The sequence below is a fragment of the Pseudonocardia sp. OZ21 genome, from assembly GCF_059359135.1.
In genome coordinates this window covers 315,361-336,425 of record NZ_JCADBN010000004.1, presented here as the reverse complement: position 1 = coordinate 336,425, position 21,065 = coordinate 315,361, and the positions used below count along the sequence as shown (strand labels likewise).

Annotated in this window: 23 protein-coding genes; 9 read left to right on the top strand and 14 right to left on the bottom strand. The window is 72.9% G+C overall.

The window, feature by feature from the left end; all coding sequences use genetic code 11:
• Window positions 1–369: 369 nt before the first annotated feature.
• Entirely contained in the window at window positions 370–852 is a 483-nt protein-coding gene (gene bldD, locus AC5L35_RS11510) for a transcriptional regulator BldD (RefSeq protein ID WP_169397551.1), read from the top strand.
• 212 nt (window positions 853–1,064) lie between these two features.
• Here bldD and nusB read toward each other — a convergent pair whose 3' ends face one another.
• The 3 genes from nusB to AC5L35_RS11495 form a co-directional block, all read right to left on the bottom strand.
• Window positions 1,065–1,487, bottom strand: a complete 423-nt coding sequence (gene nusB, locus AC5L35_RS11505; protein ID WP_495059568.1) for a transcription antitermination factor NusB — start codon at window positions 1,485–1,487, stop codon at window positions 1,065–1,067.
• Window positions 1,487–2,050, bottom strand: coding sequence for an elongation factor P (gene efp, locus AC5L35_RS11500; RefSeq protein WP_495059567.1), 564 nt, complete (start codon window positions 2,048–2,050; stop codon window positions 1,487–1,489). The genes nusB and efp overlap by 1 nt, the downstream gene beginning before the upstream one ends.
• A 137-nt stretch (window positions 2,051–2,187) precedes the next feature.
• A complete protein-coding gene (locus AC5L35_RS11495; protein ID WP_495059566.1) occupies window positions 2,188–3,276 on the bottom strand; it encodes a M24 family metallopeptidase in 1,089 nt (362 codons plus the stop codon).
• An 88-nt stretch (window positions 3,277–3,364) separates the two neighbouring features.
• Here AC5L35_RS11495 and AC5L35_RS11490 point away from each other — a divergent pair, with 88 nt between their 5' ends.
• The 4 genes from AC5L35_RS11490 (at window position 3,365) to AC5L35_RS11475 (ending at window position 7,435) form a co-directional block, all read left to right on the top strand.
• Window positions 3,365–4,054: a FadR/GntR family transcriptional regulator gene (locus AC5L35_RS11490; RefSeq protein ID WP_495059565.1), complete on the top strand. Its 690-nt coding sequence runs from the start codon at window positions 3,365–3,367 to the stop codon at window positions 4,052–4,054.
• On the top strand, window positions 4,051–4,818 hold the full coding sequence (locus AC5L35_RS11485; RefSeq protein ID WP_495059564.1) for a creatininase family protein: 768 nt from the start codon (window positions 4,051–4,053) through the stop codon (window positions 4,816–4,818). The genes AC5L35_RS11490 and AC5L35_RS11485 overlap by 4 nt, the downstream gene beginning before the upstream one ends.
• Before the next feature lie 16 nt (window positions 4,819–4,834).
• Window positions 4,835–5,809, top strand: a complete 975-nt coding sequence (locus AC5L35_RS11480; protein WP_495059563.1) for a CE1 family esterase — start codon at window positions 4,835–4,837, stop codon at window positions 5,807–5,809.
• Between the two features lie 141 nt (window positions 5,810–5,950).
• Complete coding sequence (locus tag AC5L35_RS11475; RefSeq protein WP_495059838.1) at window positions 5,951–7,435, top strand: AbgT family transporter; 1,485 nt, start codon at window positions 5,951–5,953, stop codon at window positions 7,433–7,435.
• A gap of 84 nt (window positions 7,436–7,519) precedes the next feature.
• On the opposite strand, the gene aroQ is transcribed toward AC5L35_RS11475, so the two are convergent.
• The 3 genes from aroQ to AC5L35_RS11460 all read right to left on the bottom strand — a co-directional run bounded on the left by aroQ (window position 7,520) and on the right by AC5L35_RS11460 (window position 9,732).
• Window positions 7,520–7,966 (bottom strand): type II 3-dehydroquinate dehydratase, encoded by a 447-nt coding sequence (gene aroQ / locus AC5L35_RS11470; RefSeq protein ID WP_495059562.1) that lies wholly within the window; start codon window positions 7,964–7,966, stop codon window positions 7,520–7,522.
• Window positions 7,963–9,045: a 3-dehydroquinate synthase gene (aroB, locus tag AC5L35_RS11465; protein WP_495059561.1), complete on the bottom strand. Its 1,083-nt coding sequence runs from the start codon at window positions 9,043–9,045 to the stop codon at window positions 7,963–7,965. The genes aroQ and aroB overlap by 4 nt, the downstream gene beginning before the upstream one ends.
• A gap of 66 nt (window positions 9,046–9,111) precedes the next feature.
• A complete protein-coding gene (locus AC5L35_RS11460) occupies window positions 9,112–9,732 on the bottom strand; it encodes a shikimate kinase (RefSeq protein WP_495059560.1) in 621 nt (206 codons plus the stop codon).
• Between the two features lie 227 nt (window positions 9,733–9,959).
• Between AC5L35_RS11460 and AC5L35_RS11455 the strand changes: the two genes are divergently transcribed.
• Window positions 9,960–10,343, top strand: a complete 384-nt coding sequence (locus tag AC5L35_RS11455; RefSeq protein ID WP_495059559.1) for a hypothetical protein — start codon at window positions 9,960–9,962, stop codon at window positions 10,341–10,343.
• Between the two features lie 39 nt (window positions 10,344–10,382).
• Here the strand turns inward: AC5L35_RS11455 and aroC are convergent, their stop codons facing one another.
• On the bottom strand, window positions 10,383–11,555 hold the full coding sequence (gene aroC / locus AC5L35_RS11450; protein WP_495059558.1) for a chorismate synthase: 1,173 nt from the start codon (window positions 11,553–11,555) through the stop codon (window positions 10,383–10,385).
• A 13-nt stretch (window positions 11,556–11,568) separates the two neighbouring features.
• Window positions 11,569–12,354 (bottom strand): prepilin peptidase, encoded by a 786-nt coding sequence (locus AC5L35_RS11445; protein WP_495059557.1) that lies wholly within the window; start codon window positions 12,352–12,354, stop codon window positions 11,569–11,571.
• 157 nt (window positions 12,355–12,511) lie between these two features.
• Here AC5L35_RS11445 and AC5L35_RS11440 point away from each other — a divergent pair, with 157 nt between their 5' ends.
• Entirely contained in the window at window positions 12,512–12,958 is a 447-nt protein-coding gene (locus tag AC5L35_RS11440; protein ID WP_495059556.1) for a PPOX class F420-dependent oxidoreductase, read from the top strand.
• Window positions 12,959–12,984: 26 nt separating this feature from the next.
• Window positions 12,985–13,860 (top strand): spermidine synthase, encoded by an 876-nt coding sequence (locus AC5L35_RS11435; protein ID WP_495059555.1) that lies wholly within the window; start codon window positions 12,985–12,987, stop codon window positions 13,858–13,860.
• A 34-nt stretch (window positions 13,861–13,894) separates the two neighbouring features.
• On the opposite strand, the gene AC5L35_RS11430 is transcribed toward AC5L35_RS11435, so the two are convergent.
• From AC5L35_RS11430 to shbA, 6 genes are all read right to left on the bottom strand, one after another.
• Entirely contained in the window at window positions 13,895–15,160 is a 1,266-nt protein-coding gene (locus AC5L35_RS11430; protein WP_495059554.1) for an endolytic transglycosylase MltG, read from the bottom strand.
• Between the two features lie 67 nt (window positions 15,161–15,227).
• Window positions 15,228–15,653 carry a Holliday junction resolvase RuvX gene (ruvX, locus tag AC5L35_RS11425; RefSeq protein WP_495059553.1) on the bottom strand — a complete coding sequence of 142 codons (426 nt, stop codon included), beginning with the start codon at window positions 15,651–15,653 and terminating at the stop codon, window positions 15,228–15,230.
• 28 nt (window positions 15,654–15,681) lie between these two features.
• Window positions 15,682–18,342, bottom strand: a complete 2,661-nt coding sequence (gene alaS, locus AC5L35_RS11420) for an alanine--tRNA ligase (RefSeq protein WP_495059552.1) — start codon at window positions 18,340–18,342, stop codon at window positions 15,682–15,684.
• 98 nt (window positions 18,343–18,440) lie between these two features.
• Window positions 18,441–18,752: a hypothetical protein gene (locus tag AC5L35_RS11415; RefSeq protein ID WP_495059551.1), complete on the bottom strand. Its 312-nt coding sequence runs from the start codon at window positions 18,750–18,752 to the stop codon at window positions 18,441–18,443.
• Complete coding sequence (locus AC5L35_RS11410) at window positions 18,749–19,159, bottom strand: DUF948 domain-containing protein (protein ID WP_169398542.1); 411 nt, start codon at window positions 19,157–19,159, stop codon at window positions 18,749–18,751. Before AC5L35_RS11410 ends, AC5L35_RS11415 begins: the two co-directional genes overlap by 4 nt.
• Window positions 19,160–19,256: 97 nt before the next feature.
• Window positions 19,257–19,850, bottom strand: coding sequence for an RNA polymerase sigma factor ShbA (shbA, locus tag AC5L35_RS11405; RefSeq protein ID WP_495059837.1), 594 nt, complete (start codon window positions 19,848–19,850; stop codon window positions 19,257–19,259).
• A 501-nt stretch (window positions 19,851–20,351) separates the two neighbouring features.
• Between shbA and AC5L35_RS11400 the strand changes: the two genes are divergently transcribed.
• A complete protein-coding gene (locus AC5L35_RS11400) occupies window positions 20,352–21,044 on the top strand; it encodes a TetR/AcrR family transcriptional regulator (RefSeq protein WP_495059550.1) in 693 nt (230 codons plus the stop codon).
• Window positions 21,045–21,065 lie beyond the last annotated feature (21 nt).

Genomic DNA, 21,065 nt, shown 5'->3' with positions numbered 1-21,065 from the left:
CGTCACACCGCGTGGGATCCGCCAGTGCGTCCTTCACCCCGGACCGGCCGCAAGCCCTAGGGTGAACTGTGACCATGGGAGAAGGCAGCGACGCGCCGGACATCGCGTAACGCCTGGCGGGGGACCCTCGATCAGCCGTTCGAGTGGTCCTCACGCTCTACGGCCCCGGGAGGGGCCAGCGAACTTGACCGATCGGCCACGCGAGCGCATGATTACTCTCCGTATTGATTGATTGCTCCCAGGGTGGCCGCGGTTGCGGGGGGCACCACCTCGGGACGGGAGCCGGCGCGCCACGGCGCGCCGGAAGGCACCCGCACCACAGGAATTCGGTCCCGCGGCCGATGAACCAGCAAGTGAGGAGGTCGCCAGATGGGCGACTACGCCAAGGCGCTCGGTGGCAAGCTCCGTGCCATCCGGCAGCAGCAGGGGTTGTCGCTGCACGGGGTCGAGCAGAAGTCGGGCGGTCGCTGGAAGGCGGTCGTCGTCGGCTCCTACGAGCGCGGTGACCGGGCGGTCACCGTGCAGAAGCTGGCCGAACTGGCCGACTTCTACGGTGTTCCCGTTGCCGAGCTACTTCCCGAGGGCCGCGTCCCTTCCGGCTCCGAGCCGGCCACCAAGATCGTCATCAATCTGGAGCGGTTGCAGCAGCTGCCGGCCGACAAGGTCGGCCCGCTGGCGCGTTACGCGGCCGCCATCCAGAGCCAGCGCGGTGACTACAACGGCAAGGTGCTCTCGATCCGCGCCGAGGACCTGCGGTCACTGTCGATCATCTACGACATGACACCGGGCGAGCTCACCGACCAGCTCATCGAGTGGGGTGTGCTGCCGCCCGAGGCTCGGCCCACGGCATAGTTCCGCCCGCGCGACCCCGGTCCCCGGCGCGCGGGCACTCGCCCGTGAGCGGTCGGGGTGACGGCAGATGCACGGGCCGGCCGCGGCACGAGGTGCCCGGCCCGCCCGGCTCGCGCCCAGTTCGGCTCGCGCCCAGTTCGGCTCGCGCCCAGTTCGGCTCGCGCCCAGTTCGGCTCGCGCCCAGTTCGGCTCGCGCGCAGCCGCGACGGGGGTCAGCGGCTGGCGCGCAGGTGTTCGGCGATGTCGGCGATGCGCCCCAGTACCCCGTTGAGGTAGCGGGGACTGTCGTCCGTGGAGAGCGTGCGCGCCAGCTCCACGGCCTCCGTGATGGCCACAGGGTCGTCGATCTCGTCCACCCAGAGCAGCTCGAACACCCCGATCCGCAGCAGCGTGCGGTCGACGGCGGGCATCCGCGCCACCGTCCAGCCCTCGGCGTGCTCGGCCAGTAGCTGGTCGATGCGGTCCCGGTGCTGCACGACGCCCTCCACGAGCATCGCGGCGTAGTCGGAGACCGGCGGCGCGTCGTCGGTCTCGCGGCGCTGGGTGAGCACCACGAGCGGGTCGTCGCCGCGGGCCTCCGACTCGAAGAGGATGTCGAGCGCCCGTTTGCGCGCCTTCGTCCGTGCCCGCTGCATCAGCCGGATACGCGGCCGAGGTAGCGCCCGTCGCGGGTGTCCACCTTGACCTTCTCGCCGGTGGTGACGAACAGCGGCACCTGGATCTCGGCGCCCGTCTCCACGGTGGCGGGCTTGGTGCCGCCGGTGGACCGGTCGCCCTGCAGGCCGGGGTCGGTGTGCGAGATCACGAGCTCGACCGACGTGGGCAGCTCGACGTAGAGCGGCACGCCTTCGTGCAGCGCCACCATCGCCGTCTGGTTCTCCAGCAGGTAGTTCGCCGCATCGCCGACGGTGGCCTCGGGGATCGGGATCTGGTCGAACGTGTCGCCGTCCATGAAGACGAAGTCGGCGCCGTCGCGGTAGAGGAAGGTCATGTCCCGGCGGTCGACGGTGGCGGTGTCGACCTTGGTGCCGGCGTTGAAGGTGCGGTCGACGACCTTTCCGGTGAGCACGTTCTTCAGGGTGGTGCGCACGAACGCACCCCCCTTGCCGGGCTTGACGTGCTGGAACGCCGTGACCGCCCACAGCTGGCCGTCGATGTTGAGCACCAAGCCGTTCTTCAGGTCGTTCGTGGTGGCCACGTGCGGGCTTCTCCTGCGTCTCTACGGGCCGCGTCGATCGGCTGAAGGGCACCGCGATGCGGCACCGCCGTCACGCGCCGGGGGTGTGCTGAGTGACCGGCACCTGATGGCGCCGTCGTCCGTCGCCAAGGGTACCTCTACAGCTCGACGAGTTCCCTGGTGGTGCGGGTGAGGAGGGAGGGCTCGCCGTCGCGCACGACGAGCGTGTCCTCGATCCGTACCCCGCCCCGCCCTTCCAGGTAGACGCCCGGCTCGACGGTCACCACCATGCCGGCGGCCAGCGCACCCGTTCCGGTCCGTGCCAGCGCGGGCGCCTCGTGGATCTGCAGGCCGACGCCGTGGCCGAGGCCGTGCATGAACTCCGCGCCCCGGCCCGCCTCCTCCACCACGCGCCGCGCGGCACCGTCCACGTCGGAGACCTCCGTGCCGGGCCGCAGCGCGTCCCGGCCGGCCGCCTGGGCCGCGGAGACCAGCTCGTGCAGCTCCCGCTGCCACGCCGCGGCGGTGCCGAGCACGACGGTGCGGGTCATGTCCGAGTGGTAGCCGTCGACCAGCGCCCCGAAGTCCATCTTCACCAAGTCACCGGCGCGCAGTTCGGCGCCGGTGGGGCTGTGGTGCGGCACCGCCGAGTGCGGTCCCGCCGCCACGATCGTCTCGAAGGCCGGCCCGGCGGCCCCGTGCTCCCGCATCCGGGTCTCCAGGTCGAGCGCGACCTCCCGCTCGGTGCGGCCCGGCCGCAGCCCGCCGGCGGCCAGCAGGTCGGCCAGGGCGGCGTCCGCGGCCGCGCAGGCGGCCCGCAACATGGTGATCTCCCCGTTGTCCTTCACCACCCGCAGGTGCTGGACGAGCCCCGGCAGCCGGTGCAGCTCGACGCCGTCGGCCGCGTCCGCCATGGCCGCGTGCGCGTCGACGGTGACCGCGTCGGACTCGAACCCGAGCCGTTCCACCTGCCACCCGCCTGCCGACCCCGCGAGGGCCATGGCGCTGGCGCGCTCCACCACGGTCTCCAGCTCGGGCACCTGCTGTGCGGCGTGCGCCCGGTAGCGCCCGTCGGTGCAGAACCGGCTGGCCGCGTCGCCGTCGACGTGCACGAGCAGCGCCGCGTTGGAGCCGGTGAAGCCGGTGAGGTAGCGGATGTTGACGAGGTCGGTGACGAGCAGGGCGTCGACCTCGACCTCCGATGCACGGAGCAGGCCGCGCAGGGCGGAACGGCGGGACTCGAACATGGCCGCACCGTACGGGACGTACGACGCACCGGCGCGATCTCCGGCCCACCGTCTTGACCGTGAAAAGACCTAGTGATTTAGTCACTTCATGCCCCGCGCCGACCGGACCCTGTCCGAGCGACTCTCCGACGACATCGTCGAGATCATCCGCGCCGAGCAGCTGGGTCCCGGTGACGCCCTCGCGTCGTCGCGTGATCTCGCCCGGCGCCTCGACGTCACCACACCGACCCTGCGCGAGGCGCTCCGCAGGCTCGAAGCCACCGGCGTCGTGCAGTTCCGGCACGGGTCGGGCACCTACGTCGGCCCCGGCATCCACCGCAGGCTGCTGGCCAACCCGCACCGCCCGCGGATCGACCGCGAGTCCGTGCTCGAGCTCGTCGAGGCCCGTCTCGTGCTGGAGCCCGCCATCGCCGCGGCCGCCGCACGCGCACGGACGGAGGTGGGCCTGGAGCAGCTGGAGGCGGCCGTCACCAACGCGCTGCAGCCCCCGGTCCGCGACGTGCGTCCCGCCGTCCACTTCCACGTCGCACTGGCCACCGCGAGCGGCAACGCGCTCCTGCGCGAGACCGTCGAGGCGCTGCTGCACGTCCGGGTCCTCGACCAGATCGAGATCCGGCACCGCTACGACGACCGGGCGCGCGACCACGCCGAGCACGTCCACATCCTCGACGCCGTCCGCAGCGGCGACGAGGAGGCGGCCGAGCGGCTCACGCGCGTGCACCTGACGTCGATCCGGGACGTCGTCGCGGCCGCCGACCTCCCCCGGTCCGGCGAATGAGCCACCCGGTGCGGCTGGGCGAGATGACCACCGTGGAGGCGGCCGAGGCGGTGACCAGCAGCCCCGTCGTGATCATTCCGGCCGGGGCCTTCGAACAGCACGGGCCCGGGATGCCGCTCGCCACCGACCAGATCCGGGCCGAGGGGGTGGTCGACCGCGTGGCCGTCGCGCTCCGCGGCCGGGCCGTGATCGGGCCACCCCTTCCCGTCGGCGTCTCCCCTCACCACCTCGGCTTCTCCGGCACGGTCTCGCTCACCAGCACGACCTTCGCCGCGCTGGTGCGCGAGTACGCCGACAACCTGCACCGCCACGGGTGGCGCAAGGTCCTCGTGGTCACGGGGCACGGCGGCAACAACGCCACCCTCACCACCGTCGCCCAGGACCTGCTGACCACCCACCCCGACCTGCAGTTCGCCTGGACCCCCGTCTCAGCGCTCGCCGCCGAGGTGATCGCCGGGATGCGGGTCGGCGAGGTGCACGGGCACAGCGGTGAGGCCGAGACCGCTCAGATGCTCTTCATGGCTCCCCACCTCGTGCACGAGGACCGGCTCGCCGCGGGCGCACGCTCCCGCGCCGACCTCGGTCCGCTCGCCGGGCTGGCGCTGCGTGGCAGCCATCCCACCCTGACCGTCCGCTACGACCAGCTCAGCGAGAACGGCGTGCTGGGCGATCCGCGGCGGGCCACGTCCGAGGACGGGGAAGCGATCGTCGACGCCGTCGTGCGCCGGATCGTCGCCTTCGTCGAGGAGTGGCTGACCACCTGAGATCGAGGAGGATCCGATGGGAAGCACGACAGCTCGCATCGTCGGAACGCTGGGGGCGGCCCTGGCGGGGCTCGCGCTCGTGGGGAGCGCCCTCGCCCCGCCCGCGACGGCATCGCCACCACCCCAGGCGGCGAGCACGGACGCCGCCGGCTGCCGGTCGTCGCCGGACCAGCAACCCGGTACCAGCGTCCTGCACACCATCCACAGCGGTGGGCGGGACCGGACCTACCAGCTCCATCTGCCGAAGGACTACAGCGCGAAGCGCTCGTGGCCGCTCATCCTCGCGTTCCACGGCCGCGGCAACACCGGTGCGGGCACCGAGACGTTCTCCGGGCTCTCGACGCTCCCGGCCGTCGTCGCCTACCCCAACGGTGTCGTCGGCACCGGCGACGGCGACCGGCAGGCGTGGGAGGGCGCGCCCTACGCCGCAGCCGGGGTGGACGACGTGGCGTTCACCGGGGACCTCCTGAACTCGCTCGAGAAGACGCTCTGCATCGACCAGCAGCGGGTCTACGCCACCGGCAAGTCCAACGGTGCCGGGTTCACCGGGCTTCTCGCCTGCCGCATGGCCGACCGGTTCACCGCCATCGCCCCGGTGGCGGGCGCCTTCTACGGCCAGACCGGTGACGACTGCCATCCCTCACGTCCGGTGCCGGTGATCGAGTTCCACGGCACCGCCGACGCGACCATCCCGTACGGCGGCGACGCCGGGCGCGGGCTCCCGGCGATCATGGACTGGGCCGCGGGCTGGGCCTCACGGGACGGGTGCCGCTCCAAGCCCGCCACGAGCAGCCTCGGGCCGGACGTCACGGAGTCGACCTGGACGGGCTGCAAGAGCGGCGCGGAGGTCCGCCAGGTCGCGATCGCCGGCGGTGGTCACACCTGGCCGGGCGCCGAGAGCTACAGCGGTGGTGGCGTCACGACCCACACCATCAAGGCCCAGGACGTGCTCTGGCAGTTCGTCAGCCGCTTCCGGCTGCCCGGGCGCTGATCGCCCGCTCGCACGACCCCGCCCATCGTCAACGGTGATCGACGAGGAGACACCATGACCACCCGAATCCCCGGCGACGCCGGTCCCGACGCCGCGCTGGATCCGGCTGCGGAGCCCCGGTTGCCGCTGATCATCCGGGCGATGGGCGGGATCGAGCGGGTCGGCAACGCCCTGCCCCACCCGTTCTGGCTGTTCTGGATCCTGTCCGGGATCCTCGCGGTCGCGAGCGCCGTGCTTGCCGGTATCGGCGTGTCGGTGGTGTCGCCGAGCGACGGCGAGACCGTCACCGTCCAGAACCTGCTGAGCGGTGACGGTCTGGCCATGGCCGTCTCCACGATGGTCGACAACTTCGCGTCGTTCCCCCCGATGGCCACCATCGTCGTGGTGATCATGGGCGTGGCGGTGGCCGAGCGCAGCGGCTTCCTGGCCGCGTTGATGCGGATGAGCGTCTCGCGGGTGTCGGCGTCCTGGGTGGTCTTCGCCGTCGCCTTCGCCGGCACGGTGGCCCACGTCGCCTCCGCCGCCGCGTACATCATCCTGGTGCCGCTCGGCGGCCTCGCCTTCCGCGCCGTCGGCCGGTCCCCGATCCTCGGCATCGTCGTGGCCTACACCGCCATCGCGTCCGGGTACGACGCGAGCCCCGTCCCCACCCCGAACGACGCGATCTTCGCCGGCATCACCACTGCGGCGGCCCGGATCGTCGACCCCGACGCGTACGTCTCGCCGCTCAGCAACTGGTTCTTCAACATCGCCTCGTCGCTCGTGCTCGCCGTGGTGATCACGCTGGTGACGAAGTTCGTGCTCAGCAAACGTCCCGACCTCGACGCCGACCCCGACGCCGACCTGGAGGACATCGGCTCGCTCAGCCTCAGCGCCGCGGAGCGCTCCGGTGTGCGCCGGGCGCTGGCCGCCCTGCTGGCCGCGCTCATCGTGCTGACGCTCGTGGTGCTGCCCGTCTCCTCGCCACTGCGCGGCGACGGCGGCAGCATCGTCGACTCCCCGCTGCTCGACGGGATCGCCGCCGTGGTGGCGTTGCTGTTCGGCCTGGTCGGCATCGTGTACGGGCGGCGATCCGGCTCGATCACCAAAGCCGGCGACGTCCCGAACCTGATGCTGCAGGGCATCAAGCAGATGGCCCCGGTGCTGGTCCTTTTCTTCGCGATCGCCCAGTTCCTCGCCTACTTCGACTGGAGCCACATCGGCGACGTCATCGCGGTGGAGGCGGCCGAGGCGCTGCAGGCCAGCGGCGCGCCCATCGTGGTCGTGTTCCTGCTGATCCTCGTCCTCCTGACGCTGGTCAACATCATGGTCACCAGCGGCTCGGCGATGTGGGCGGTGGCGGCCCCGGTGATCGTCCCGATGTTGATGCTGGTGGCGGTCCCGCCGGAGACGACGCAGGCGCTGTTCCGCATCGCCGACTCGGGATCCACCGCGATCACGCCGATGAGCCCCTACTTCGTCATGGCGCTGGGCTTCCTGCAGCGCTACCGGCGCAGCGCCGGCATCGGGACGCTCGCGTCGTACACACTGCCGCTGGCCGTCGCCATGACGGTGGTGTGGACCCTGCTGTTCCTGGTCTGGTGGTGGCTCGGCATCCCGCTGGGTCCCGGCGCGCCGGTGCGGTGAGTCGCAGGGCGGGGAGTCGCAGGGCGGGGAGTCGCAGGGCGGGGAGTCGCAGGGCGGGGAGGCTCCGGCGAGGGTTCAGCGCGGCTACTGAGCCGGGCCGTCCTGCCGGGCGATCCACCGCAGCGCGAGCGCGTAGCCGTCGACGCCCAGCCCGACGATCACGCCGGTGGCCACGGCCGAGATGTAGGAGTGGTGGCGGAACTCCTCGCGGGCGTGCACGTTGCTGATGTGCACCTCCACCAGCGGTGCCGTGAGCTGGGAACACGCGTCGCGCACCGCCACCGAGGTGTGCGTCCACGCCGCGGCGTTGAGCACCACCGGGGTGGCGGCGTCCGCGGCAGCGTGCAGCCAGCCGAGCAGCTCGCCCTCGTGGTCGGTCTGGCGGACCTCCACGGCCAGGCCGAGCTCCTTGCCGGTGCGCTCGCAGAGGTCCACGAGGTCGGCGTAGGTCGTGGCGCCGTAGACCGCCGGTTCCCGGGTACCGAGCCTGCCCAGGTTCGGCCCGTTGAGCACCAGCACGGGGCGGCTCATGCCGACACCGCCGCGTACGCCTTCTCCAGCAGCTCCGGCGCCGGGCCCTCCAGCCTGCCGGGTGCCGCGAGCCCGTCCAGCACGACGAAGCGCAACATCCCGGCGCGGGACTTCTTGTCCCCCCGCATCGTCTCCACCAGCTCCGGGAGCGCCCCCGCCTCGTAGGCGACCGGCAGCCCGATCGACTGCAGGATCGCGCGGTGGCGGGCCGCGGTCTCCGCGTCGAGACGGCCCGCCTCGCGGGCGAGCTCCGCGGCGAACACCAGCCCGACGCTGACGGCGGCGCCGTGGCGCCAGCGGTACTCCTCGCGGCGTTCGATGGCGTGCGCCAGCGTGTGGCCGTAGTTGAGGATCTCGCGCAGGTGAGACTCCCGCAGGTCGGACGCCACCACGTCGGCCTTCACCCGGATCGAGCGGCGGACGAGCTCGGGGAGGACGGAGCCCGTGGGGTCCAGCGCGGCGACCGGGTCGGCCTCGATCAGCTCCAGGATCACCGGATCGACGATGAACCCGGTCTTGACGATCTCCGCGCTGCCGGCGGCCAGCTCGGCGGCGGGCAGGGTGTCGAGCACGGCGAGATCGACCAGCACCGCCGACGGCTCGTGGAACGCACCCACCAGGTTCTTGCCGGCGGCGGTGTTGATGCCGGTCTTGCCCCCGACGGCCGCGTCCACCATCGCCAGGAGCGTGGTGGGCACGTGGACCACCCGCACCCCGCGCATCCAGGTGGCTGCCACGAAGCCGGCGAGATCGGTGGCGGCTCCGCCGCCCAGCGACACCACCACGTCGCCGCGGGTGAGGCCGATCCGGCCACACACCTCCCAGCAGAACCCCGCCACGCCGAGCGCCTTACCGTCCTCGGCGTCGGGGATCTCCACGCGATGGGCGTCGACACCGGCGGCGGCGAGATCGCCGCGGACCCGCTCGGCCACGTCGGCCAGCGCGGGCTGGTGCACCAGCACCGCGGCCGCGGCACCGAGCCCGGTGACGGTGGTGGCCAGCTCGTCACGCACACCCCGGCCCACGAGCACCGGGTAGGGCCGCTCGCCCCCCACCTCGATCCGCACGATCTCACTCACGACGGCCACCCTACTGACGGCCGGCACCCGCGCCTGCCAGGCCCGACACCGGAGCCCCTCCCGGGCTCAGGAGCGCAGGCCGGGGTCCGGGAGCAGTGCGCTCTCGTGCGGCGTGGGCAGGTCCAGCGGGTCGTCAGGGTCGACCGGCTCGTCGGGCGCGGACGCCGGCAGCTCCCCGACCGCCACCAGCACCGCCCGCGCCACCTGGTTGGCGCTGCGCCGGTCGGTCTCGATCTCCACCGTGGCGACCTCGCGGTACAGGGGGGCCCGCGCGTCGAGCAGGGCCTTGAACGTGGCGCGCGGGTTGACCCCGGCGAGCAGCGGGCGCGCGGTGGACATCCCGGTGCGGCGCAGGCCGTCGGCGAGCCCGACCGTGAGGTAGACGACGCGGTGCCCCCGCAACCGCTCGCGGGTCTCCGGCGCGAGCACGGAGCCGCCACCCAGAGCCAGCACCCCGTCGGTGCCGACCAGCGCCTCGGCGACCACCTGGCGTTCCAGCGCGCGGAAGACGTCCTCCCCGTCCTGCAGGAAGATGTCGGCGATGGGCTTCCCGGCCCGCTCGACGAGCAGCGCGTCGACGTCGGTGAACTCGACCCCGAGCCGGCGCGCGAGTACCCGGCCGACCGTGGTCTTGCCAGCCCCCGGCGGGCCGACGATGACCATCGCGGGACGTCTCTCGAGGCTCACCCGCCCCAGCGTAGTGCGGCGGCCAGGAACGTCGGTGGGGTGAGTCGAGCGCCGGTGGACGCTTCCGGCCGCCGCACTACTGACCTCCGCGGATGATGCCGGAGGCCCTTGGCCGGGTGTCAAGGCGGCCAGTTACCCTGCGATCACGGCGGCGCATACCTGTGATCTCTGCGGCACTGCCGAGCCGTGTCGTGGTGCACGTGGATCTGTGGGATCGGGGAGCTGGAATGGACGACGGCGGGGGCGGGCAGGGCGGTCGGGGCACACCCCCCGGCGGGGCATGGCGACCGGTGGACCGCCGCCAGCCGCATCGTCAGGACCGCGAGAAGCCCCCCACGCTGCGCACCGGTGACGACCCTCCACCCCCGGCCCGTGAGCAGCTGCCCCTCCCCCGGCGGCGGCGGCAGGCCCACCTGGAGCCGCAGCTGCGCAACCCCGGGGGCGGCGACGTCGGCACCCCCTTCTCCGCGTTCAGCACCCAGAACGACAAGCCTGCTGAGACCAGCCCGGACGCCACCGTGCCCACAGGTGGCCCCGACGCCGCCGCGGCCTTCCACTCCGCCACCCGGCGCGGCCGGATGCGCAGGCGCCCTCGCTTCCGCGAGGGCTGAGCCCGGGGCAAGGACCCCACCCCGGGCGCGCCGCCCTGGTCAGTGCTGCGTGGAGTCCTGGTAGGCGCGGAAGTTACGGCGGGTCTCGGCCAGGGAGTCGCCACCGAACTTCTCCAGCGCGGCATCGGCCAGCACCAGCGCGACCATCGCCTCGGCCACCACACCCGCCGCAGGCACCGCGCACACGTCGGAGCGCTGGTGGATGGCCTGGGCGGCCTCCCCGGTGGCGACGTCCACGGTCTGCAGGGCACGGGGGACGGTGGAGATCGGCTTCATCGCCGCCCGCACCCGCACGGGCTCGCCGTTGGTCATGCCGCCCTCGATCCCACCGGCCCGGTTGGACAGCCGCTTCACCGGATCGCCGGGGATCATCTCGTCGTGGGCCATGCTGCCCCGGCGGCGGGCGGTGCGGAAACCGTCGCCGATCTCGACGCCCTTCATCGCCTGGATCCCCATCAGTGCACCGGCGAGGCGCGCGTCCAGCCTGCGGTCGGACTGCACGTACGAGCCCAGCCCGACGGGCAGCCCGTACGCGATCACCTCGACCACACCGCCGAGGGTGTCGCCGTCGCGCTGCGCGGCGTCGACCTCCTCCACCATGGCCGCGGTGGCGGCCTCGGAGTACGCCCGGACAGGGCTGGCGTCCACCCGCTCCAGATCAGCCGGGCCGGGCTGCTCGTCGTCGGAGGCCTCCACGGACCCGAGCGCGACCACGTGGGACACGATCGCGACGTCGAACGCCTGCTGGAGGAACGCCTTGGCCACGGTGCCCAGCACGACCCGCGACGCCGTCTCCCGGGCACTCGCGCGTTCGAGCACCGGGCGTGCGTCGTCGAAGCCGAACTTCGTCATGCCCGCGAGGTCGGCGTGACCCGGCCGGGGCCGGGTGAGTGGCGCGTTGCGGGCCCGTCCCGCGATCAGTTCGGGGTCGACGGGGTCGGCGGCCATGACCGTCTCCCACTTGGGCCACTCGCTGTTGCCGATCCGCACCGCGACGGGACCGCCCTGGGTGACGCCGTGGCGCACCCCGCCGATGACCTCGAGCACGTCGGCCTCGAACGCCATCCGCGCGCCACGGCCGTGGCCCAGCCGGCGGCGGGCCAGCTCGGCGGCCAGCTCCTTGGTGGTGACCTCGACACCGGCGACCATGCCCTCGAGCACAGCAACCAGCGCGGGACCGTGGGATTCCCCGGCAGTGATCCAGCGCAGCACGCCCTCAATTCTGTCACCCCGCTCCCGCATGGGTGGGTACCGCACCCGCCGCAGCCAGCCACGAGGCCACCAACCAGGTGGACACCAGCATGGACGGCCCGTGCGGCACGGCCGCTCCCCGCCGTGCCCTCCCCGTGGCGAGGGCGCCGGCCCCGAGCGCCGCGGTGAGGACCGCGGCCAGCAGCGCCGCGAGGACGAGCGCCGGCCACCCGGCGGCCGCCAGCACCGCACCGAGCGGCGCGGCGAGCTTCACGTCGCCCGCACCCATCGCGCCCCCGGCGAGGAGATGGACGGCGGCGTGGGCGCCAGCGGCGACCACGGCACCGGCCGCGGCGTGCAGGGCGGCGGGGCCGCCGACGGGCAGCAGGAGCAGCAGCGCGGCAGGCAGCGCCGGCAGGGTGAGCGCGTCGGGGAGCCTGCGGTGCACCACGTCGACCGCCCCGGCGGCCACGCCGAACCAGCCGAGCCCGAGCAGCACCGGCAGCCACGCCGCCGGGAGGGCACCGGCGGACCACCCGGCGGCGGTGGCGGCCCACAGCACCCCCACCGCGAGCTCGCACCACGGCGGCCGGATCCGGGCGCCCCGGCGCAGCCTTCCCAGCAGCACCCGTGCCACCGTGCCCGCAGCACACCCCACGGCACCCGCGCACAGCACCGCAGCAACCACGGCAGGCGATGCCCCCGCGCCGGCCGCTGCCGCGACGAACCCTGCCGCCAGGAGCCCAGCCGACACGCCCACCACCGGCCCGGCCACCACCGGCCCGACCATGGCGCTGCGGCGCCGCTCCCGATCGTTCACGGGGTCGATCCTCGACAGCGCGGGTCCGGCCCGCCAGTGGCCGGGCGCAGCTGTGGATGGCCGGGCCGTGAGGTGGACAACCGGCCGGGTGGCATGGCTGCGGATCTCCGCGCGTTGGCGTTGAGTGGTATCCCCGTCCCCGACACGAGGAGCAGACATGGCCACGAGCAGCGGCATCGACCCCGCGCTTGTCGAGCTGTTCGCCCAGCAGCACAACGGCATCCTGATCACCCTGAAGCGCGACGGCAGGCCGCAGTCGTCGGTCGTCACCCATGCCTTCGACCCCGCCACCACCACGGTGCGCATCTCCCTCACCGGCGACCGCGCGAAGACCCGCAACCTGCGCCGTGACCCCCGCGCCAGCTACCACGTCACCCGGGCCGACTACGGCGCCTACGTCGTCGGCGAGGGCACGGCCGAGCTGTCTGCCGAGGCCGCCGACCCGCACGACGACACGGTGGAGGCGCTGGTGGGCTACTACCGCGACCTGCGCGGCGAGCACCCCGACTGGGACGAGTACCGCGCGGCGATGGTCGCCGAACGCCGGTTGGTGCTCACCTTGGCGCTCGACCACGCCTACGGGTGGGCCCGCCCCGGGGGATGACGTGCTCGATGGAGCAGGATCGGGGGGTGCACGGACCGACGGAGCCGGAGGAGCGGGTGGCGCGCGCGGTCGTCCACGCCGAGGTGGACCACGGGCACGCCGAGCTGCTGGGTGACCCCGACCGGCCCCAGGGCTGGACGCTGCTCCTGGGCGGCACGGCGCAGTCCCACGTCGATCTCGACGACCCGACCCACCTGGAGTTCGAGTACGTGCGCCGCTTCGGCCACGTCGTCGACCTGCTGGCGCCGCAGGGCGCTCCGCTGCGGGTGTTGCACCTCGGAGGCGGGGCGTGGACGCTGGCGCGCTACGTCGCCACCACGCGGCCCCGGTCGGTCCAGCATGTCGTCGAGCTCGACGCCGCGCTGGTCGACCTCGTCCGCTCGCGCCTGCCCGCCGACGGGCTCGGCATCGACGTGATCGTCGGCGACGCGCGTGCCGCTCTCGCGCGGGCGACGCCGGGTTCGGTCGACCTGCTCGTGCTCGACGTGTTCGCCGGGGCCCGCACCCCGGCGCACCTGACGTCCACGCAGTTCCTCGACTCGGCGGCGGCGGCGCTCACGCCCGGCGGGGTGTACGCGGCCAACGTCGCCGACGGCGGCGACCTGCGCTTCGCGCGGACGCAGGTGGCCGCTGCGCTGTCCCGGTTCGCGGACGTGGCGGTGCTCGCCGCGCCCGACCTGCTGCACGGGCGGCGGTTCGGCAACCTCGTGCTCCTGGGCAGCGCGGAGGACCTCCCGGTGCACGGGCTGGTGCGTCGCGCCGCGTCCGACCCGTTCCCGGCCCGCGTGCTGGCGGGCGAGGACGTCCGCCGGTTCGCCGGCGACGCGGCCGCGCCGTCGGATCGCGCCGCCACCCCGTCGCCGGAGCCCCCGCCGGGCTTCTTCGGCCGCCCGCCCGGCTGATCGCGGCCCGCTCCGGGACGGGCCCGGAACAGGGTCAGAAGGCGCCGTTCTTGCGGGCCTCCGCGACGTTGGCGGAGTGCTCGGGGAAGGTGGCGGCGAAGCACGAGGACCCGTTGGTCTGGCACCGGACGAAGAAGAACCAGGGACCGGGAGCGGGGGTGAGCGCCGCCTTGATCGCGTCGATCCCCGGGGCCGAGATCGGGGTGGGCGGCAGGCCGGCCACCACGTAGCTGTTGTACGGTCCGGGGCGCGCCCGGTCGGCCGCGGTGGTGCGCAGGGCCTGCAGGTCGAGCGGGTAGTTGACCATCGAGTCGAGCTCGAGCCGCTGACCGGCGCCGAGCCGGTTGTAGATCACCCTGGCTACCTTCGGCATGTCCGGGGTGATGGCCTCCTTCTCCACCAGCGAGGCGATCGTCAGCACGGTGTACGGGGTGGACCCGATGCTCTGGGCGCCGGCCACGAGCCCGGACGCCTCGAGCCGCGCGTCCGACGTGGTGAGCAGACCGCGCAGCACGTCGACGGCCGACGTGCCGGGCTCCACGTTGTAGCGGCCCGGCATCAGCAGGCCTTCGAGCCGGCGGGCCGGTTCGGCCTTGGCCACCTCCTCCAGCGCCCACGCCGGCACGCCGAGCGCGGCCGGGTCGGTGCCGGTCATCGCGGCCCGCAGCGCGTCGACCGAGACGCACTGCTGGGCGCCGTTCTGCGTGAAGCACGTGGCCTTCGAGATCAGGCTGAGCACGCCGGGCGCCACCGTGCCGTCGGGTGCGCTGGTGTCGTCGAGCTGGACACCACCGCGGATCTCCAGCTGCCCGACCCGCGCCGACGGGTCCAGGAGCAGCTCCACCGCCGACTCCCCGGACATCCGCGACCGCATCTGGTAGTAGCCGGGCTGTACCGACCGGATGCGGCCGTCCTGCGCCGCGGCCTCGGTGAACGCCTGGACACCCGCCACGACCCCGCGCTGGGCCAGCGTGCCGCCGATCTGGGTGGTCGAGTCGCCGTCGTGCACCTGCACGATGACGTCACCGGTGCCACTGCCCTCGAAGTCGGGCGTGGAGAACAACGACGAGACCACGTAGTACCCGCCGCCGGCGACGGCACCGAGCAGCAGGAGCGCGGCGAGCACCACCACGAGGTTGCGGCGGCGCCGCTTCTGCGTGCGGGAGCGCTGGCCGGCACGCCGGGACGCGAGCTGCTCCTGGCGGGAGGGGTACACCCCGACCTGTCCGGTGCCCTGCGAACCGTCCGCCCCACCATCCTGGTGGTGCGGCCCTCGCTGGTCCCATCCGTCCGGGTTCACAATGCTCGACAGTAACGAGCGTGCTGGTGACCCTGCATCGCCGGGTCAGAGCCGGGGCGGGGCGGGGTCAGCGCCGCCGCGCGGCGTCCAACCAGCCTTGCAGGATCGCGACCGCGGCGGCCTGATCGATGACTGCGCGCTGCTTACGTCCCTTCACACCGCGCTCGCGCAGCTGTCGGGTGGCGACAACGGTGGTGAGCCGCTCGTCGGAGAGCTCGACGGGGACGTCCACGACGCCCTCGAGCCCGACGGCGAACTCGCGCGCCGCCTCGGCGGCAGCACCCTCCCGCCCGGCCAGCGTGCGCGGCAGCCCGACGACGATGCCGACCACGCCGTGCTCGGCGGCCAGGTCGGCGATCGTCCGCAGGTCGGTGCCGTGGTCGGTGTCCCGCGGGACGGTGAGCAGCGGGGTGGCGAGCACACCGTCGGGATCGGAGAGGGCGACGCCCACGCGAACGGCACCGACGTCGATACCGAGGCGGCGCCCTCTCACATCGATCCCGGCCCCGTCACCGGCATGGTCACCGGCGCAGGGCCGAACGCAGCGCCGCGACGGCGTCCGGGATGCCCGCGGGGTTGGTGCCACCGCCCTGGGCCAGGTCCGGCTTGCCGCCGCCCCGGCCTCCGACGGCCGCGGCGAACGCGGGGATGAGCTTGCCCGCGGCCAGTCCGCGGTCTCTGGCGGCGGCCGTGGTGGCCACCACGAAGGAGACCTTGTCACCGTCGCCGGAGAAGAGCGCCACCACGCCGGGCCGCGACCCGAGCCTGCCGCGGACGTCGGAGGCGAGGGCACGCAGGTCGTTGCCCGCCACCCCGTCGGGCGCGGCCACCGCCACGAGCGCGACCCCGTCGACGTCCTCGGCGCCCGCGGCGAGAGCCCCGGCCGAGGCCAGCACAGCGTCGGCACGGACCTTCTCGAGGTCTCGCTCGGCCGTGCGCAGCCGTTCGACCAGCCCGTTGATCCGCTCCGGGAGGTCCTCCGGACGCGACTTCAGCTGGTCGGCCAGCGTGGAGACGAGCAGGTGCTCCTTCGAGAGGTGACGGAAGGCGTCGAGCCCGACCAGCGCGTCCACGCGACGCACGCCGGAACCGATCGAGGCCTCCGACAGCACCTTGATCATGCCGATCTCGCCGGTGCGCCCGACGTGGGTGCCACCGCACAGCTCGCGGGAGTAGTCGCCCATGTCGACCACCCGGACCCGGTCGCCGTACTTCTCGCCGAACAGCATCATCGCGCCGAGCTTCTTGGCGTCGTCCATCGTGGTCTCGTAGGCCTCGACCTCGCGGTTCTGCTGCAGAACCGTGTTGACCTCGTCCTCGATCTCGGCGAGCGCGGCGGGCGCGACCGCTCCGGTGGGCGAGGTGAAGTCGAACCGCAGCCTGCCCGGGGCGTTGAGCGAGCCGGCCTGCGCGGCGGCGGTGCCCAGCGCGCCACGGACGCCCGCGTGCACGAGGTGGGTGGCGGTGTGGGCCCGCGACACCGACGCGCGGCGTGACCTGTCGACCTCGGCCACGACGGCGGCGTCGAGCGACACCTCACCGGCGACGACGACGCCGCGGTGCACCCGCAGCCCGGCGACCGGCGACTGCACGTCGTCGACGCGGACGGTGAACGACGCGCCGCGCAGCTCGCCGGTGTCGGCCTGTTGGCCGCCCGCCTCGGCGTAGAACGGGGTGCGGTCGAGCACGACCTCCACGTGCTCGCCCTCCCGCGCGGCAGGCACCGGGACCCCGTCGACGAGCAGGCCGACGACCGTGGCCTCGGCGGAGAGGTCGCTGTAGCCGAGGAACTCGGTGACGCCGTGGGTGTCGAGCACGGTGCGGTAGATCGAACCGTCGCCGTGACCGACCTTGCGGGTGGCGGCGTCGGCCTTCGCGCGGGAGCGCTGCTCGTTCATCAGCGCGGCGAAGCGGTCCTGGTCGACCTCGAGACCCGCCTCCGACGCCATCTCGAGGGTGAGGTCGATCGGGAAGCCGTAGGTGTCGTGCAGCTGGAACGCCCGGTCCCCCGGCAGCACGAGGCTGCCGCCGCGCTTCGTCTCCGCCACGGCGGTGTCGAAGATGCGCGAGCCCGCGCTGAGCGTGGAGAGGAACGCCTCCTCCTCGGCCTCGACGACCGCGGAGATCCGCTCGAAGCCGCTGACGAGCTCCGGGTAGGTCGGCGCCATCTCGTCGCGCACGACCTCGGCGAACGACCGGAGCACCGGCTCGTTCACCCCCAGCAGCCGCGACGAGCGCACGATGCGCCGCAGCAGGCGCCGCAGCACGTACCCGCGGCCCTCGTTGGACGGCGTGACGCCGTCACCGATGATCATGACGCCGGACCGGGCGTGGTCGGCGATCACCCGGAACCGGACGTCGTCGGCGTTGTCGGCGCCGTAGCGGCGGCCGGAGAACTCCTCGGCCCGAGCGATCACGGGACGCACGAGGTCGGTCTCGTAGACGTTGTCGACGCCCTGGAGCAGGTACGCGACCCGCTCCACACCCATGCCCGTGTCGATGTTCTTCTTCGGCAGCGAGCCGATGGGCGGGTGGTCGTCCTTCGGGCTCAGCTCACCCCGCACGTCCTGCATGAAGACGAGGTTCCAGATCTCCAGGTACCGGTCCTCGTCGGCCTCGGGGCCGCCCTCGCGACCGTGCTCCGGCCCCCGGTCGTAGTAGATCTCGGAGGAGGGACCGCCCGGACCGGGCACGCCCATGTCCCAGTAGTTGTCCTTGCCACCGCGGCGCTGGATGCGCTCCAGCGGCAGCCCGGCGATCTTGCGCCAGAGGTCGATGGCCTCGTCGTCGTCGCGGAAGACCGTGACCCAGATGCGGTCGGGGTCGAAGCCGTAGCCCCCGGCGTCCTGGCTGCTCGTGATCAGTGTCCAGGCGTGCTCGATCGCGCCGGCCTTGAAGTAGTCGCCGAACGAGAAGTTGCCGGCCATCTGGAAGAACGTGTTGTGCCGGGTGGTGCGGCCGACCTCGTCGATGTCGCCGGTGCGCACGCACTTCTGGATGGAGGTGGCGCGCGCGTAGGGCGGCGGCACGTCGCCGAGGAAGTACGGCTTGAACTGCACCATGCCCGCGTTGACGAACAGCAGGTTCGGGTCGTCGAGGATCAACGACGCGCTGGGCACCAACATGTGTCCGGCCGCGGTGAAGTGGTCGGTGAAGCGACGAGTGATCTCGTGGGTCTGCACGGCGGTGCTTTCTGGGTGGTGTGCGACGAGGAAGGCCTACGACAAGTCTCCCCCACGGGCGAGGGTGCGGTTCGGCAGGGGAGGACGCCGCTGCGCCGCTACTCCCCTGCCCCGCGCGCTCGCGCGCGCTGACGCACGACGGGCTCCGGGTCGGCGAACGCATCGCCGAGGCTCGGCAGCCCACTTCCCGTACGACGCTCGACGAGCGCGGTGAGCTCGCGCTCCCGGTCGATCATACCCGCACGCACCTCGGCACCGAAGGCACCGAGGCCCGCTCCCACCTCGCGCAGACCGTCGGCGATGTTGGCCCCGACCCCGGCCGGGGTGAGGCTGTGCGCCGCGGCGGTGGCCCGCCGGGTGGCGTACGCCCCGGCGGCGAGCCCGAGCCCCAGCCAGAACAGCCTTCTCACCGCCGGCCCTTCCGCCGTCCGGGGCGGGTGCGCATCGAGTGGGCACCGGCATCACGCCCCGCCCGCCGCGCCTTGACGGCCTTGTTCAGGCCGTAGGAGAACGCGGCGGCCCGCACGAGCGGGCCACCCAGGGTGGCGGTGAACAGCGACGTGAGCACGGAGACGTTGCTCGTGACCGCGCGGGCGCTCGACGTGATGCCGTCGACCCGCTCCAACTGCGTGTTGACCTGGTGCAGGGTGGTCTGCGCGTTGTCCAGCAGCGGCGCACTGCCCTCGTGGGCCTTGCGGATCGCGATGGTGGCCTCGTCGAGCGTGCGGGACAGCTTCAGGAGCGGCACGGCCAGCAGCAGCACGAGCACCACGAAGGCCCCGGCGGCGATCAGTGCAGCGATCTGGCCAGCCGACACGACGACGCCTCCTCCATACCCACCCGACCGGAAGTTGATCGCCGACAGGCTACTCCCCGGCGGTTCGCCGGGATCCGGAGGGCTGTACGTCAGGCGGTCACCGCTCGTCCGGTTCGTCCACCTCCTCGACGAACAGACCGGCGAGGATCCGGCGCAGCCGGTTGAGCGCGCGATGCTGCGTGACGCGGACGGCGCCGGGTGTCGAACCGACGGCCTGCGCCGTCTCCTCGGCACTCATCCCGACCGCGATCCGCAGCACCAGCACCTCGCGCTGCCGCGGGGTGAGATGGCACAGCAGGCTGCCGAGCCGCTCGGTGAGCTCGCTCGCGAGCAGGTGGTGCTCCGGACCGTCGTACACGACCGGGCTGTCGGGCAGATCCGCCATCGGCTCCGCGCGGTTGCGACTGATGGCGCGGAACGCGTCGGTCACCTTGTGGGCCGCGATGCCGTACACGAACGCCCGGAACGACAGGCCCCGGATCGTGTAGCCGGGAAGCGCGTTGACGACGGCCAGACACACCTCCTGCGCGATGTCGTCGGCCGACCCGATGACCGTCTCCTGACGGCCGAGACGTCCGCGGCAGTACCGCAGCACGAGCGGATGGATCGCGCCGAGCAGCCGGTCGCGTGCCCGCGGTTCCCCGGCGACGGCGTCGGCCACCAGCGCATCCAGCAGCGCGGGCTCGGCCATCTCCTCCTGTGGAGAGCAGCCCTCCGGCTCGCCCGCCCCCCCGGACTCTGGTCGCCCGGACCCGTCGGACACGGGCACGCGGCCCACGTCGACCGGGCCACGCTGGGTCGGTACGAGACCGGAGAGCCCGGTCTCGTCGACCGCCACCGCGAGGGCGCTCATCGGCTTTTACCTGTGCTTACAGCGTCTTTGCGCTCTACAGGCCTGAACATCGCTAGGGTCCCCTCCCTGCACCGGCGACCTCCACCGGTGTGACGCGTGCACCGCCAGCCCACCGTCGGGGCGTATGGCGGTCGTACTGAGGAGAAACCGAACATTGCGGCAGATACCTGCTGTCCCCCGACAGCCGCGCCGACGTCCGGCCCCGCCCCTCCTAACCCCCGTGCACCTGCCATGCCCAGCAAGGTGATCGAAGTCGTTCTACGTTCAAGTACGCAGTTTGGGTGACACCCAAGTTGGAGTCAAGAGAACTTCGACCAATGGTTGGTTACTCTACGATCAATGCCTTCCATCGACTCTCCTCGTCCGGACGATCCACGGGTCCGCGCCGCACGGACGAAGCGCTTCCGCACCAGGCGGGCGCTACTGGATGCGGCCGATGTGGCGTTCGCTTCACACGGTTGGGCGAACGCGAGGATGGAAGACATCGCTGCGGCCGCCGGTGTGAGCGCTGCCACCGCATACAACCACTTCCCCTCCAAGCATGCGCTCCTCGGCCACGTCTACAGCCCCCTGATCCAGCCCCTCCAGCTCGAGGCCGAACGCGACATAGCGGCCGGGCGTCCGATGGTCGACGCCCTGCGTGACCAGGTGAAAGCCCTCACGCGGATCACCTTCCGCTACCGGCCGCTCACCGCGGCGTTCTGGTCGGCCGTCCAGGACTACACGATACGGGTCGGGGGCCCGGCCGACCCGTCGGACGACATCGACCCCCGCACCCTCGCGCCCATCCCCGCCTCGATCCGGATCCTCGTCGAGCACGGCCAGGAGACCGGCGAGCTGCGCGGGTTCCCCAGCCCTCACGAGGTGAGCGGGCTGATCATCAACATGCTGCTGATCCGGAGCATCAACCGGCCCCACGAGCAGCCCGGGGTCACGTGCGAGATGTTGCTGACCGTGATGTTCGGGATGCTCCGCCCGGAGCTGCTCGTGGACGCCGGCGCCGACGGCAGGCCCTTCCGCCACCTGATCTGACGGTGGGGCCGGCCTGGCCGG